We start from the raw sequence: 14,519 nt of genomic DNA, 5'->3' as shown, positions 1-14,519 counted from the left end.
CTTAACATTAAACGAATCATAGCGACTCGAATCATAGTTTTAGAGGACATCTAAAAAGTTTTTTAATACTAGAGTTTACCCCTCTAGCCTCCCAAATCTGGGGGAAAAGAGTTGTTTTTGAACTTAAACTCCCCCAAGCTTGGGGGATTTAGGAAGCTTAAAGGTAACAATTTATATTTATACTTCTCAGATGACCTCTGAGAATAAACCACTACTATTTGTCTAGTTTACTGGAGTTAAAAATAGCTCTTTTTCAGCCTGTCTTCTTCTCGATAATCCGGAAAGCGGCACCAATCGACCTCCAACATTAGCCTTATTCCAACGCAAAAACTCATTTGCCGCCCCCTGATAATCTCCCGCATTGAGCTTTTTAATTAAAGTACTTTGGTGAATAAATCCCGTACCGACATTAAAGACGATAGAACTCAGCGCGCCAAGCTGATTTTCATTTAGTTCCACCGTCACTGCCGAATCGATCTGTTGTTGAATTGTTTTGACTTGTTTACTTAAAGCTCGTTCGGCTGACTTTACTGAAATGCGATCGCCGAGTGCTACTTTTTTGCCGTTGACTTTAGATAATCCATAGCCAATTACGGGCGTACCATCTGTATCTAGATAGGCGCGAGCTCGAAACCCTTCAAATTCACGAATTAATTGTAGAGTTCTCTTCGAAATTTGGGTTTGAGGCTGAAGTTGCTCTCGAGCCGTTCTGCTATTAATCGCTACTCGTTCTTCTGGCGGGGGAGTAGGTGCTTCAAAAGTAATGGGAGGAAGCTTACCGGTAACTTGAGATAAATCTCTAGAAATCGAGCTATTGCCGCGAGCTACATAATTCTGCTTAACTGTTCTCTCTGGCTTTCTAATATTATCGTTGGTGGCACTAGAAAGATTTACCAATCCAAAAGTGGAAATACCTGCAAGCGCGATCGCCGTACTTAAATATTTCAAAATATTCTCTCAACACCATCTGTAAATTTCACTAGACAGTTTTAATAGATTTGAGAGGATAAATCAACCTGGTAAAAAAATTTTTTATGACCTAAGATGTTAGTTTTTCCGAAAAATTCCGGATTTTGAGCGGACAAAACTGCTAAAAATTATTGTTGGAGATGAGATAGCGAACTAATTGATAACTGGAAATCAAGCTTTTGGGGTTCTGTCCTTGTTGCGATCCCAAAAGCTCTATTCCAGGCGTTCACTCCTCACCGGTCGTTAGACCAGGTTTTGTGGTCTGCTAGCAAAGCAATCTTTACCTTGCTTGACAGTATTATGCATCATTCAACAGCGAAACGGAACTGAAAGCATAACAGTTTAACGATTGTCACTGCGAATAAGGATAGTAACTCAGTTAACTGGTAAGTTTAGCGATCGCTCGTTCTAAAATGGTTGCCGCTTCATCTATTTCTGCTTCGGAGATGATTAATGGGGGCACGAAACGTAAGACTTGCGTCCCTGCAGGTGCGAATAATAATCCTTCTGCCATTGCTGCTTTCACAAAATCGATAGATTTTAAGTCGGTATCCGAGCGCAGTTCTAGCCCATTAATCAAACCCCAACCTCTTACTTCGCTAAATAAGTTAGGATACTGTTTGGCGATCGCTCTAAGTCTAACTCTTAACTGTTCGCCTCTAGCTTCGACGTTATGCAAAATATCTTCTGACTCTAAAGTCTGTAATACTGCCAGAGATACACCACAGGCAAAGGGATTGCCCCCAAAAGTACTGGCATGATTGCCTGGTTCGAATACCGCACAGGATTCTTTGCACAACATAGCACCGATGGGAATTCCCCCTGCCAAACCTTTGGCACTGGTAAAGATATCGGGTTCAATGCCTAGATTTTCGTGTCCCCAAAGCTTGCCCGTTCTACCGACACCAGTTTGTACTTCGTCAAATACTAGTAAAATACCGTTTTCATCGCAGATTTTCCGCAGGCGCAAGAAATAATCTAAATCTCCGGGACGTACCCCTCCTTCTCCCTGAAGCGGTTCGAGCATAATTGCTGCTACTCGACGATAAGTACCTTCATCGAGATCGGCGATGGCATTTTCCACAGCGGTAATATCGTTATAGGGAACGTAGGCAAAACCATCTACAAGGGGCTCGAAATTCTTGTGGTATTTAGATTGTCCCGTAGCCGTCATCGTCGCCATAGTTCTGCCGTGAAAGCTAGAATTTGCCGTCAGAATAATTGGCTCGCGTATTGAATCTGGTGCAGTGTGAGCGTACTTGCGTACTAGCTTGATCGCTGCTTCGTTGGCTTCTGCACCGGAATTACAGAAAAAAACACGATCGGCACAAGAATGCTCTACCAACCATGCTGCTAATTGTCCCTGTTCGGGAATATAGTAAAAATTAGAAACGTGATGGAGCTTTTGAATCTGTTCGTTGACCGCTTTCACCAAAACTGGGTGAGCATGACCGAGGGTACAAGTAGCAATTCCGGCGACAAAATCGAGGTACTCCTTGCCTTCTGTATCCCAAAGACGACATCCCGCTCCTTTGTCGATCGCGATGGAAAAACGAGCATAGGTGTTCATCACATTGCGGTCGAAGCGATCGCGGCTAAAATCGGAAGGTTCGCTTGAGTCGGTCGAGGTTGCTAATAGTGTGGATTGTGTCACAAATTACTCCTGATAAAAGTTACTATCTATGTGAAATCTTAATTAAAATCGCGATTATCTTCTAAAGACTTTCAAGTTTAGACTAAATTCGATCCCGATTTAGTTAATTTACTACCAAAATATTGTTGGTAAGAACGAATATTCTGAATGTATAACGTTACTTTCATTGAAAAATATGGGCGTTTGCGCCAACAATTAGTTGCGGGAGTTGCTGCTCTGGCAGGAATCGTACTCATTGGTACTTTATGGTATTGGCTCGTAGAAAAATGGTCTTTTTCTGAATCGGCATATATGACCATTATTACTCTCTCTACAGTGGGGTTTTCAGAGGTACGTCCTCTAGGAGATAGAGCCCGTCTATTTACCATCGGTCTAATTTTAATGGGTTTGATTACCATTGGTTATATCGTCAATCGTTTTACCGAAGCTCTGATTCAGGGGTATTTTCAAGAAGGAATCAAATTGAGACAGGAGAAAAGCATCATCGAGTCTTTAGAACAACATTACATTGTCTGTGGTTTTGGGCGTACCGGTCGTCATGTCGCTCGCGAATTTTCGGCAGAAGGGATACCTTTTGTGATTATTGACGATAATTTGGAGGAAGTAGAGGAAATCAAACAGTTGGGTTACACGGTGATTCTAGGAGATGCGACTCTAGATGAATCTCTAGTTCGCGCCAAAATCAATCGCGCCATTTGTTTGGTCACGGCTTTACCTTCCGATGCCCAAAATCTCTATACTGTTTTGTCTGCTAAAACTCTCAATCCCCGCATTAGAGCGATTGCCCGCGCTAGTAGCGAAGAAGCAGTACAAAAGTTACAACGGGCGGGGGCAGATGCGGTAGTATCTCCCTACATTACAGGAGGTAAAAGGCTAGCTGCTGCTGCGTTACGACCCCAGGTAATGGATTTTGTCGATGGGATCATTACCGGGTCGAATCGTTCCTACTATTTAGAAGAATTTTTGATCGATGCCGAAATTTGTCCCTATGTGGGTAAAAGCCTCAGAGAAGCCCGACTGCGGTCTAAATCGGGGGCTTTAGTCTTAGCAATTCGCCGTTTTGATGGCAATCTGATCGCCGGACCTACTGGGGATACTTTAATCTTAGAACGAGACGCTCTAATCTGTATGGGTACAGCAGAACAGTTACGCCAGCTCAATCAAATTCTCGGTCCGATTAGTTCTAAGTTACCTAGATTGCCCAAACAGAAGTAGATTTATTAAACAGTAATCTTTTTCGATATCGCGATCGAATTCGCTCTCTTTCGGTCGGTAAAGTTGTTGTTGAATTTGCCGTAAGTATCAAACGGCATCTAAAATTTTGGCTCGTAACGGTATTATTGTTGCAATTTGCCGTATTCTCTTCTCATTTATAAATGTAAATAAGGTTAAAATAAGAATATAATTTTGGTTAAGAATAAGTTAAATTAAATTTAAACTCAGCTTAAAATTTAAAATATAGTTGAAACCGTTCAATTTAATCCAGTTCGTGTAACGCACAGGTATTATGATTGACAAAAATGAATTTTTATATCCACATTACCCCTATCGAGGCAAAGTCCAGCCCGAGAATTTGGTTTTTAATGCCAATTTACAAGAGTTTTCTCAACGAGTGAACTATACTTGTGCTTTGCAAACTAACGGCAAGTTATCTCCGTACCAAGCTTATAAAAACATTAAGTCTTATTGGAAGCAGCTCAAACGGTCAAAAAAACAGTTGAGTATTGGCGAACATCCTTTTGACGAGAACGATCGATGAGATTGGGTACCTTAGTACGGGTACTCAAACCCGACTATGCTGAGGGACTTTTAGGAACTATTGAGGGTTACGAACAGGAGTTCGATCGCTGGATTGTTAAGTTGGAACAAAACCCTTTGGAAGATGAAGATGAACCGGTAAGATTATCTCTAGCAGAATCTGAATTTGAAGTAATCGAACCCCAGAGTCACTTTTGAGCTAATCTTTCTCTAGTTAGGATGAAAATGTTGAATTAATCTATCTAAATACTCTCTAAGCTTAGACCTTGATTGTAATACCATCCCAGGCGATCGCCTGGGATGGTATTGTTTTGAGTCAAATTATGGGAAAGCACGATAAATCAACTCGATATTTTAAAAATATATCTACTAAGTCTCTACCAAACATCCGTAAGTAGATAAAAGTAACTTATAACGAAGACTCGTACCGCAAAAGTAGGATAATTTAAATAGAACTAAAAAAAGATTTGTTATTAGAGAATAGGGCAGTATGCACTTAAGTGAAATAACTCATCCCAATCAGTTACACGGTTTATCAATTCGGCAACTGAAAAATATCGCTCGTCAAATAAGAGAAAAACATTTACAAACAGTTTCCACTAGTGGAGGTCATCTCGGTCCCGGTTTGGGAGTAGTAGAATTAACCATCGCTCTCTATCAAACATTGGATTTAGACCGAGATAAAGTGGTTTGGGACGTGGGGCATCAGGCATATCCCCACAAAATGCTTACGGGAAGATATCATCGCTTTGATACTCTGCGTCAAAAAGATGGTATTGCTGGCTATCTCAAGCGTTGTGAAAACAAATTTGACTGTTTTGGGGCAGGACATGCTTCAACGAGTATTTCAGCTGCTTTAGGCATGGCGTTAGCTAGAGACGCTAAAGGAGAAGACCATAAATGCGTGGCATTGATTGGCGATGGTGCTTTAACTGGCGGTATGGCACTAGAAGCAATCAACCATGCAGGTCATTTACCCAACACCAACCTAATGGTGATTTTAAATGATAATGAAATGTCCATTTCGCCCAATGTCGGTGCGATTTCTCGCTATTTAAATAAAGTCCGTTTATCAGAACCAGTTCAATTTCTTTCCGATAATTTAGAAGAACAATTTAAACAATTACCTTTCTTTGGTGAATCTTTAACTCCCGAAATGGAAAGGGTTAAAGAAGGAATGAAACGTTTGACGGTACCTAAGGTAGGAGCGGTAATTGAAGAATTAGGCTTCAAGTACTTCGGACCGATCGACGGTCATAACTTATCAGAATTAATTACCACCTTCAAACAGGCACACAAAGTACCAGGTCCCGTACTGGTTCACGTAGCCACAGTCAAAGGTAAGGGCTATGAAATTGCCGAACGCGATCGCGTGGGCTATCATGCCCAAAATCCCTTTAATTTGGCGACTGGTAAAAGCCTTCCTGCTGCCAAACCCAAACCACCCAAGTACTCTAAAGTTTTCGCTCATACCCTCACTACTCTGGCAGGAAATGACCCCAAAATCATCGGTATTACCGCAGCAATGGCAACGGGAACGGGTTTAGATAAATTACAGAAAAAACTACCCCAACAGTATATTGATGTCGGTATTGCCGAACAACACGCCGTAACTCTGTCGGCAGGCTTAGCTTGCGAAGGCATGAAACCAGTAGCGGCAATTTATTCTACTTTCCTACAACGGGCATACGATCAGATTATTCACGATATTTGCATTCAAAAACTCCCCGTATTCTTCTGTTTGGATCGCGCCGGTATCGTGGGGGCAGATGGTCCTACACACCAGGGAATGTATGATATCGCTTATTTGCGCTGTATTCCCAATATTGTAGTGATGGCACCTAAAGATGAAGCCGAACTACAGCGAATGATCGTAACTGGAGTAAATTATACCGACAGCGCGATCGCCATGCGCTATCCTCGTGGTAATGGAGTAGGCGTACCTCTGATGGAAGAAGGATGGGAACCAATTGAAATCGGTAAAGCTGAAATTCTCCGTAACGGTGACGATATCTTACTAGTCGGCTATGGTTCGATGGTACATCCTGCGATGCAGGTTGCAGAAATTCTTAACGAGCACGGTATCGAAGCAACAGTAGTAAATGCTCGTTTTGTTAAACCTTTAGATACCGAGTTAATCTTACCGCTAGCCCAAAGTATCGGTAAGGTAGCGACTTTCGAAGAAGGCTGTCTGATGGGCGGTTTTGGTTCGGCAGTTATCGAAGCTTTACAAGACAATGACGTACTAGTTCCAGTAAAACGTTTTGGCGTACCCGATAAGTTAGTCGATCACGCCACCCCAGACCAGTCGAAAGCCGATTTAGGCTTAAGCAGTCCCCAAATGGCAGAAAGTATTCTGAAAGCTTTTTTTAGCAGCAAAGAACCTTCGGTTGTCAGCTAGATATTTTCTAGTTGAAGTCACAGATTACTCCGCCGTAAAAAGACGGAGTAATCTGTGACCGTTGGTGAAAACGGCGATCGCAACTTTTAAGATTTAATTGAATTTAACCTATAGGTGGGTATTACCCGCCTTTTTTGTAGCTGCGTTCGAGCGATCGCTTGAGAAAGCTGTCGGTTCTATTACAAAACTTTGCAATGGTTGGTTTTAAGGCTGGTTCTTGGCGTAACCTGTCAATTACTGCCTATTTAAATTAATAAACTTTTTTATAATGACCGTTACCCCTCATCGAAAAGCAAGAGCTTTAAAACCAGGAAGCCGTCGCCCTGCAAAAGAACTTTGTAGCGAATGCGGACTCTGTGACACCTATTACATTCACTATGTCAAAGAAGCCTGTGCCTTTATCAATCAGCAAATAGCTGAGTTAGAAACTCAGGCACATGGGCGCAGTCGTAACCTCGATAATGAAGATGATTGGTATTTTGGTGTCAATCAGGAAATGATGGCAGCGCGAAAACAGCAGCCAATTGAAGGAGCGCAATGGACGGGAATTGTCAGCACCATCGCCTGTGAAATGTTAGAGCGCAACTTAGTTGAAGGGGTAGTTTGCGTTCAAAATACCAAAGAAGATCGATTTCAACCCATGCCCATCATCGCTACTACTCGCGATGAAGTCTTAGCGGCCAAGGTTAATAAACCGACTCTTTCTCCTAATCTATCGGTATTAGAACAGATAGAGCATTCCGGAATGAAACGATTGTTGGTTATTGGGGTAGGTTGCCAAATTCAGGCACTACGAGCAGTAGAAAAAGAATTGGGTTTAGAAAAGCTTTATGTTTTGGGTACTCCCTGCGTCGATAATGTTTCCCGTGAGGGACTACAGAAATTTTTAGCAACTACTAGTAAGTCTCCCGATACAGTAGTGCATTACGAGTTCATGCAGGATTTTCGCATTCATTTCAAACATCAAGATGGTTCAATTGAAAAAGTTCCTTTCTTTGGTTTGAAAACTAATAAATTAAAAGATGTCTTTGCTCCTTCCTGCATGAGTTGTTTTGATTATGTCAATTCTCTTGCCGATTTAGTCGTTGGTTATATGGGTGCGCCTTTCGGTTGGCAGTGGATCGTGGTTCGCAACCATACAGGTGCCGAGATGCTAGATTTGGTGAGAGAACAATTAGTCACTCAGCCAGTAATGGCTAAGGGCAACCGCAAACAAGCGGTGCAACAGAGTATTCCCGCTTATGACAAGGGAGTAACGCTACCGATGTGGGCGGCGAAAATGATGGGAGTAGTTATCGAGCAAATTGGACCGAAAGGTTTAGAATATGCTCGTTTTTCTATTGATTCTCATTTCACGCGCAACTATCTCTATCTCAAGCGCAATCATCCCGACAAGTTGGCTAGCCACGTACCGCAATATGCTAAAAACATTGTCGGACAGTACGAGTTACCGAAATAAGGAAGTTACATTTATAGCTAAAGATAGAAAAAACGTAACAGCGAGGGCTTACCAGTTCATAGTTTTCGCACTTTGTTGGAAGATTTGGGAACTATTTGTTTAATTCGCTCTCGTTTTGATTTAAATCGGTCGGATTAGAAGTTTCTGGAGTTGCAGTCGACCGATTTGGCGAGGAGTGTTCTGGTTCTACCGCAGGAGAGGAAAATCGTTCCTTGGGAAGCAAAGGGACATCACGCAATCTTTCCCTTAGGGATGGCTCTTCAGAGGTCGGAGTTTCTGATGCTGGAGCATCTTCAGGCTGGGGTTGTGAGCGCTCGCTTTCAGTTGTTGTAGTTTCTGGGTTTTCGACTTCTGGTGCTGGAGTATCTTCGGCTTGAGATGGTGATTCTGAGGAGCGTTGTGGTTCTACCGCAGGAGAGGAAAATCGTTCCTTGGGAAGCAAAGGGACATCACGCAATCTTTCCCTTAGGGATGGCTCTTCAGAGGTCGGAGTTTCTGATGCTGGAGCATCTTCAGGCTGGGGTTGTGAGCGCTCGCTTTCAGTTGTTGTAGTTTCTGGGGTTTCGGCTTCTGGTGCTAGAGTATCTTCGGCTTGGGATGGGGATGCTTCGGTTTCGTTTTCTATTGGGGTTTTTGGAGTTTTGGGTTGAGGCGCGTCAGTTTTTTCTTCTCTTCTGAGAGAGGGTAGAGTTAAAGAAGGACAAATTTCCGAGTCATATTGATAGTTGAGAGTTACTCGATAGGGTTTGGGTTTTTCCGTATCGTTTTCCAAACTTACTTCGGCAAGATCATTACTTCCCTGGAGATCGAAAACGGGGTATTGAGCACCCTTGAGTAAATCCGAAGCAACTACCCGACCGCTAGCATCGACTACGACTCCAAAAACGCTCGTTCCTTCCAGTCTTCTGATACAAGCATCTCGTGGATAAGTTCCTTCAATCTCAATGTTTTCTGGCGCGATCGCTTTTACGCGATTTAGCCAAGCTACATAGTTTTTGCGAGCATCTTCGTTAGTAGTAGCATCGTTTTGTTTTTGTAAACTGCTACTGATGCTGCTAACTTCTTGATGGAGATTTTGCTGTCGTCGTGCGGCAATTTCTTGAGAAGAAGGTTGTGTTTCTGGTTCTGATGCTTCTGATTCCGATTTTTCCTCTGGTGGTGGTGCTGATGGTTCTGGTTTTTCTTCTGGTGGCGGTTCGGAAGGAGTAGGAGAAGTTTCGGTTTGAGTTTCGGGCAAGTTAAAAGATTCTACTGAAGGTGGTGGCGGTAATGTAGATAAATCTCCAATCGGAGGCAATTCGATTTTGGTATTTGGTAGTGGTGGTAATGGCGGAATATCGAATTTAGGAGGCAGGGGAATCGATACTGGTGGCAGGTTGGGAAAACCTTCGATACCAGGAGTCAAAGATGGAGGCAGTGCGAAGGGAGGAGCTGGGTTATCGGTATCGGTGGGTAGATTTTCTAATCCTGGAATCTCTGGTTGTCTATAGAGTTCGGGATATAAATTGGGTAAGCGAGATTGTTGTTCTGGAGTTAACTCGACAATGGAGACTTCTCGTTTGGTCGGATTGGTATTGAAGCTAAAGTTAGGCAACCCAAACTTGTAGACTAACAGATGCAAAATAACAGAAGCTAACAGAGCCAGTGGTGTTGGGCGCAAAAAATTATTAGCATGTGGTTCGAGAGAGCCAGTAATTTCTCCACGATTGTTAATTTTTGATTCGTAAGACATACCCACAATAACGCAAGCAATAATAATATTCGATCTCGAGCCTAATTTCTAATTTGAACTGGCATTACCAAATAAGTCATTTTCGAACCACTTAAAGGCGTAAAAATAACCGGCTGATTCCATTCATTCAACTGCATTTTGATTTCTGTGGCAGAGAGTGCTTTTAAGCCATCCATTAAGTATTTGATATTAAAGGCAATCTCAATATTAGCTCCCATAATTTCTGCGCTTATTGTCTGTTTGGCACTACCAATATCTCTAGCATCAGCGGAAACTATCAATTCACTGCGATCGCAGTTTAAACTAAATTTAACTATATTGTTTCTCTGGGCTAATACTGCTACTAATTCTAAACTACTTATCAGTCTTTTTCGTTCCACGATTGCTTCGCGATTGAAGCTCTGGGGAATTAATTGCCAGTAGGCGGGATAGTCTCCGGTAATTCGAGAACTATTGAGCAGGCGATCGCCCAATTTAAAGCCGATCTGGGTTTCATCAAATCTTATCTGTACTAAATCCGTAGCTTCGGCATCCCCTAAGATTTTCTCTAGTTCGCGTAAAGCTCTAGCGGGAATGGTAATGGCAAATTCTGGTAAATCCAGCTGGGCGGGGGATCCGGGTGAGGGAACTGGAACTACATCATCGGATGCTGCTGCGGTTTCTGCTTCTGAGTCCAAGGCAGCTTCTACCACTGCTAAGCGATGACTGTCCGTAGCCGCAAATTCCACCGTTTCTCTTACAGTTGCCCCAGTCTCTCCTTGAGACTTAACGTGAACTCCCGTCAGCACCTGCTTGGATAATTCCGTACTCGCAGCAAACAAACAGCCTGCCAATCCTTGGCTTAAAGCAGCTACTGGCAGTGATAATGTTTCTGCCCGATCGATTACTGGCAATTCGGGAAATTCTGCCGCATCGATGCCTGACAGCTCAAATTTTCCCGTTACCGAACTCAGAGTAGCGATTGAGTTTTCCTCATCGTCAAAAGAACTAAGGGTAATTTCCATTTCTGGCAGTCGGGTAACGATTTCATTAACTAGTTTGGCTGGCAAAGTAATGCTGCCCGGTTCGACTACTTCAGCATTAAACTTGGTTTGAATTCCGATGCTACCGTCATAGGCAGTGATGCTAATTTTTTGAGTAGTGGTTTCGGCTTCAAATAAGACATTACCCAAGACAACTGGTTCGGGGCGCGAGGGAACGATACGACTGACCAAAGACAGATTGCTTTTGAGATCGCTTTGACTGCAAATAATTTTCATTGTTTAACTTCTATGTTTGATTTAACGACTATATTAGTGCAAATGAACTGCCAAATTAGTTTTTGGGGAAAAAATGTGGAAAACTTTCGATTCTACTATTTATGCTGTGGAAAAAAAGACCATCGCCAGCTGGGCAGTCAAACAGGGTAATTACATTACAGATTTACTTTTTTCGCCGCCAGCTTATTAGTGGTTTTCTTGACGGCTGACAAAACTAATGCGATCGCATAACAAAGAAACAGTCTGATTGGTCTGACGATCTTTGCTAATTTGTTTGGCAATCTTATCGCAGCTATACATAACCGTAGTATGATCTTTGCCACCAAATTCCTCTCCGATGCGGGGCAAACTCAAATCGGTAAATTGACGCATGAGATACATGGCAATTTGTCTAGCGTTGCTAATTTCTCTTCGGCGAGAATTACTCTTTAAATCTTCTACAGAAATTTTTAAGACTTCTGAAACTACTCTAATAATTATCTCTGGTGAAGTACTAACTGGTTGAGTTTGAGGATTGAGAACTGAGGCAATGTTTTCTACGGTCATTGACAAGCCGGAAATGGAAATATAAGCGAGCGCGCGATTTAACGCTCCTTCCAATTCGCGAATATTAGAAGTATATCTAGTGGCAATATATTCGATCGCTTCTTTAGGCAAACGCACATTTTCGTATTCGGCTTTTTTTTGTAAAATTGCCATGCGAGTTTCGAGATCGGGAACCTGAACATCGGCGATTAAACCCATAGAAAAGCGAGAACTGAGGCGTTCTTGTAGTTTGGGGATTTGATTGGGAGGGCGATCGCTAGCTAAAACTACTTGTTTTCCCGCTTCGTGAAGGGTATTAAAGGTATGAAAGAATTCTTCTTGAGTATATTCTTTGCCCTCAATAAACTGAATGTCGTCTACCAATAAAATATCGGCAGTGCGGTAATGTTCGCGAAAGCTTTGCAAGCGATCGTCCCGAATAGCCGCGATCAGATCGTTAGTAAACTGTTCGGTAGAAACATAAAAAACTCGTGCTGCAGTATTAATTTCTAGGTGATAGTGTCCGATCGCCTGCATGAGATGAGTTTTTCCCAAGCCAACTCCGCCACAAAGAAACAAAGGATTAAAATCTCTGCCGGGAGACTCTGCTACTGCTAAAGAAGCAGCGTGTACCATGCGGTTAGTCGGTCCGACTACAAAACGGTAAAAAGTATATTTAGGATTGAGCTTAGCTGGTTTGAGGGTGCGATCGATAAAATTCAGTTTGCGGCGGTCGTTTGTTTGTTTGAGTTCGGCTTTACCCCCTATGAAAGCTCCATTTTCTCCTTGAGTAACTATCAATTTAATTCGTACGGACTTGCCTAAAATTTCCATGACTGTATCGCTGATAATCTTGGCATAATGCTTTTGAAGGTGATTCATAATAAAAGCATTAGGAGTCCGAATTACCAAGCAATCATCTTTTAAATCCTCAACAATAGCAGTTTGAATCCAAGTCTCAAAAGTAGGACGACTTAGCTGTTGCTGAAGACGGATTAAAACTCGATGCCACAGTTCTTTGGAGGAAATTGCCACTATAAAATTATTGATTATGGGGATTGAAAAATTTTATCAGTCGAACCGTATTGCCAGCAGAATAGTTACGATCTAAATCTAGATTGTATTATATTAGCGATTGTCTGTTAGCGTACATAGCGATCGCTTCATTACTTAACGAACAAATATAACGATGACTGAGTTATTAGAAATTGCTCTACTTGGCAATCCTATATTAAGACGTACGGCTCTACCTATAGAAAAAGTTACACCTACCGACAAAGAGCTAGTTAAATTCATTGATTCTTTAATTGCTACAGCGCTTGCGGCAAAAGGAGTGGGAATTGCTGCACCCCAAGTATCTCGATCCTATCGTTTATTTATCGTGACTTCCCATCCCAACCAACGCTACCCTCACGCCCCGACAATGCAGCCAACTGCGATGATAAATCCCCGAATAATCACTCATGGTGAGGAGAAAGTTAAAGATTGGGAAGGATGTTTGAGTGTTCCTAATTTACGTGGTTTAGTACCGAGATATCGCGAGATTGAGGTCGAATATATCACCAGAAACGGTGAGTTAGAACGTAAAATTCTAACTGATTTTGTCGCTCGGATTTTTCAACACGAACTAGATCATCTCAACGGTTTGGTTTTTTTAGATCGTTTAGAAAGCGAAGCAGATTTGTATAGTGAGGAAGAGTATCAGAAAATAATTGGAAATAATTGGGCAGTAGGGAGAAACGCAAACCAAGATGAGCGATGGATATCGCCAACAAGTAATTGGCATCGACCTGGGGGGAAGCGCGATTAAAATAGGTGTATTTCTATCGGATGGAACTCTGACTAATTCAATTTCAATTCCCACACCCCAACCGCCAGTACCAGAATTAGTCTTAAACTTAATTGCTATTACTGTAAATCGATTCAATCAAAATAATAACTGTCTGGCGATCGGTTTTGGTACTCCGGGACCAGTAGATCCTCAAAGACGTATTGCTAAAGTCTCGATTAATTTACCAGGCTGGAATAATGTTCCCGTAGCCGATTGGTTAGAAGCTAAGACTCAACTTCCTACCTGGTTAGAAAATGATGCTAACTGTGCGGGCATTGGGGAAGCCTGGTTGGGTGCGGGTCGCCAATTGCACCATTTTATTTTACTGACCTTGGGTACTGGCGTTGGCGGAGCCATTTTTATCGATGGCAAACTATTTACGGGACGCTGTGGCGCGGCTGGCGAACTAGGGTTGATTACTCTCCATCCCGACGGCTTACCCTGTAGAAGTGGCAATCGCGGTTCTTTAGAACAGTCGGCATCTATAGGTGCAATTCGCCGCCAAACTGGTAAAGATCCTGCCGAGTTGGGCAAACTAGCACGAATGGGAGAGCGAACCTCTCTGGAGTTTTGGTCTGGCTATGGTAAGTCATTAGGTGCGGGACTAGCTAGCTTAATTTATGTTTTAACCCCCGAAGCCGTAATTTTTGGAGGCGGTATTAGTGCCAGTGCCGATTTTTTTCTGCCTGCTACCCAACGAGAAATCGAACGACGAGTTTTAACTACTTCACGTCCAGACTTAAAGTTATTAGTAGCTGAGTTGGGCAATCAGGCGGGAATGTTGGGTGCAGCTAAATTAGCTTGGCAGATGATAAATAACTGTAGTTGAGACTAATGTCATATGTAGTATGCAGTGTTTTTTCGGCAATTTTTAACCGAAACCCACCCTAGTTTATGTGTATGAGTTTCCCGATTTAGCTAATCTTCTGCA

At 42.5% G+C, this 14,519-nt stretch carries 12 protein-coding genes; 7 read left to right on the top strand and 5 right to left on the bottom strand.

All coding sequences use genetic code 11. The features are described 5' to 3' along the window. Nucleotides 1–222 precede the first annotated feature (222 nt). Nucleotides 223–948 carry a lysozyme gene (locus ACLFKQ_RS13315; protein WP_449000262.1) on the bottom strand — a complete coding sequence of 242 codons (726 nt, stop codon included), beginning with the start codon at nucleotides 946–948 and terminating at the stop codon, nucleotides 223–225. Nucleotides 949–1,348: 400 nt separating this feature from the next. Then, nucleotides 1,349–2,623 carry an acetylornithine/succinylornithine family transaminase gene (locus ACLFKQ_RS13310; RefSeq protein ID WP_449000261.1) on the bottom strand — a complete coding sequence of 425 codons (1,275 nt, stop codon included), beginning with the start codon at nucleotides 2,621–2,623 and terminating at the stop codon, nucleotides 1,349–1,351. A gap of 147 nt (nucleotides 2,624–2,770) precedes the next feature. Between ACLFKQ_RS13310 and ACLFKQ_RS13305 the strand changes: the two genes are divergently transcribed. The 5 genes from ACLFKQ_RS13305 to ACLFKQ_RS13285 all read left to right on the top strand — a co-directional run bounded on the left by ACLFKQ_RS13305 (nucleotide 2,771) and on the right by ACLFKQ_RS13285 (nucleotide 8,241). Next, nucleotides 2,771–3,838, top strand: coding sequence for a potassium channel family protein (locus ACLFKQ_RS13305; RefSeq protein WP_449000260.1), 1,068 nt, complete (start codon nucleotides 2,771–2,773; stop codon nucleotides 3,836–3,838). A gap of 292 nt (nucleotides 3,839–4,130) precedes the next feature. Continuing rightward, nucleotides 4,131–4,382, top strand: a complete 252-nt coding sequence (locus tag ACLFKQ_RS13300) for a DUF7219 family protein (RefSeq protein ID WP_449000259.1) — start codon at nucleotides 4,131–4,133, stop codon at nucleotides 4,380–4,382. After that, nucleotides 4,379–4,579, top strand: a complete 201-nt coding sequence (locus ACLFKQ_RS13295) for a hypothetical protein (RefSeq protein ID WP_449000258.1) — start codon at nucleotides 4,379–4,381, stop codon at nucleotides 4,577–4,579. The genes ACLFKQ_RS13300 and ACLFKQ_RS13295 overlap by 4 nt, the downstream gene beginning before the upstream one ends. 292 nt (nucleotides 4,580–4,871) lie before the next feature. Continuing rightward, nucleotides 4,872–6,782 carry a 1-deoxy-D-xylulose-5-phosphate synthase gene (dxs, locus tag ACLFKQ_RS13290; protein WP_449000257.1) on the top strand — a complete coding sequence of 637 codons (1,911 nt, stop codon included), beginning with the start codon at nucleotides 4,872–4,874 and terminating at the stop codon, nucleotides 6,780–6,782. A 265-nt stretch (nucleotides 6,783–7,047) separates the two neighbouring features. Continuing rightward, nucleotides 7,048–8,241, top strand: coding sequence for a Coenzyme F420 hydrogenase/dehydrogenase, beta subunit C-terminal domain (locus ACLFKQ_RS13285; RefSeq protein ID WP_449000355.1), 1,194 nt, complete (start codon nucleotides 7,048–7,050; stop codon nucleotides 8,239–8,241). Nucleotides 8,242–8,332: 91 nt separating this feature from the next. Here ACLFKQ_RS13285 and ACLFKQ_RS13280 read toward each other — a convergent pair whose 3' ends face one another. From ACLFKQ_RS13280 to dnaA, 3 genes are all read right to left on the bottom strand, one after another. Then, nucleotides 8,333–9,973 (bottom strand): energy transducer TonB, encoded by a 1,641-nt coding sequence (locus ACLFKQ_RS13280; RefSeq protein WP_449000256.1) that lies wholly within the window; start codon nucleotides 9,971–9,973, stop codon nucleotides 8,333–8,335. A 41-nt stretch (nucleotides 9,974–10,014) separates the two neighbouring features. Continuing rightward, the gene (dnaN, locus tag ACLFKQ_RS13275; protein ID WP_449000255.1) at nucleotides 10,015–11,232 is read right to left on the bottom strand and encodes a DNA polymerase III subunit beta; all 1,218 of its coding nucleotides are present in this window, start codon (nucleotides 11,230–11,232) and stop codon (nucleotides 10,015–10,017) included. A gap of 186 nt (nucleotides 11,233–11,418) precedes the next feature. Further along, on the bottom strand, nucleotides 11,419–12,792 hold the full coding sequence (dnaA, locus tag ACLFKQ_RS13270) for a chromosomal replication initiator protein DnaA (RefSeq protein WP_449000254.1): 1,374 nt from the start codon (nucleotides 12,790–12,792) through the stop codon (nucleotides 11,419–11,421). Between the two features lie 154 nt (nucleotides 12,793–12,946). Between dnaA and def the strand changes: the two genes are divergently transcribed. Beyond that, a complete protein-coding gene (gene def / locus ACLFKQ_RS13265; RefSeq protein WP_449000253.1) occupies nucleotides 12,947–13,567 on the top strand; it encodes a peptide deformylase in 621 nt (206 codons plus the stop codon). Continuing rightward, nucleotides 13,509–14,417 (top strand): ROK family protein, encoded by a 909-nt coding sequence (locus ACLFKQ_RS13260; RefSeq protein ID WP_449000252.1) that lies wholly within the window; start codon nucleotides 13,509–13,511, stop codon nucleotides 14,415–14,417. The genes def and ACLFKQ_RS13260 overlap by 59 nt, the downstream gene beginning before the upstream one ends. Nucleotides 14,418–14,519 lie beyond the last annotated feature (102 nt).

The organism is Myxosarcina sp. GI1(2024) (assembly GCF_053543375.1).
Note: the sequence above shows the minus strand (reverse complement) of the source record. Positions and strands in the feature narration are given on the sequence as shown.

Bases quoted from the DNA above. Each gene is read 5' to 3' on its own strand.
- def (WP_449000253.1), top strand. From the start codon at position 12,947: ATGACTGAGTTATTAGAAATTGCTCTACTTGGCAATCCTATATTAAGA.
- dnaN (WP_449000255.1), bottom strand. From the start codon at position 11,232: ATGAAAATTATTTGCAGTCAAAGCGATCTCAAAAGCAATCTGTCTTTG.
- ACLFKQ_RS13295 (WP_449000258.1), top strand. From the start codon at position 4,379: ATGAGATTGGGTACCTTAGTACGGGTACTCAAACCCGACTATGCTGAG.
- dxs (WP_449000257.1), top strand. From the start codon at position 4,872: ATGCACTTAAGTGAAATAACTCATCCCAATCAGTTACACGGTTTATCA.
- ACLFKQ_RS13300 (WP_449000259.1), top strand. From the start codon at position 4,131: ATGATTGACAAAAATGAATTTTTATATCCACATTACCCCTATCGAGGC.
- ACLFKQ_RS13305 (WP_449000260.1), top strand. From the start codon at position 2,771: ATGTATAACGTTACTTTCATTGAAAAATATGGGCGTTTGCGCCAACAA.
- ACLFKQ_RS13280 (WP_449000256.1), bottom strand. From the start codon at position 9,973: ATGTCTTACGAATCAAAAATTAACAATCGTGGAGAAATTACTGGCTCT.
- ACLFKQ_RS13260 (WP_449000252.1), top strand. From the start codon at position 13,509: ATGAGCGATGGATATCGCCAACAAGTAATTGGCATCGACCTGGGGGGA.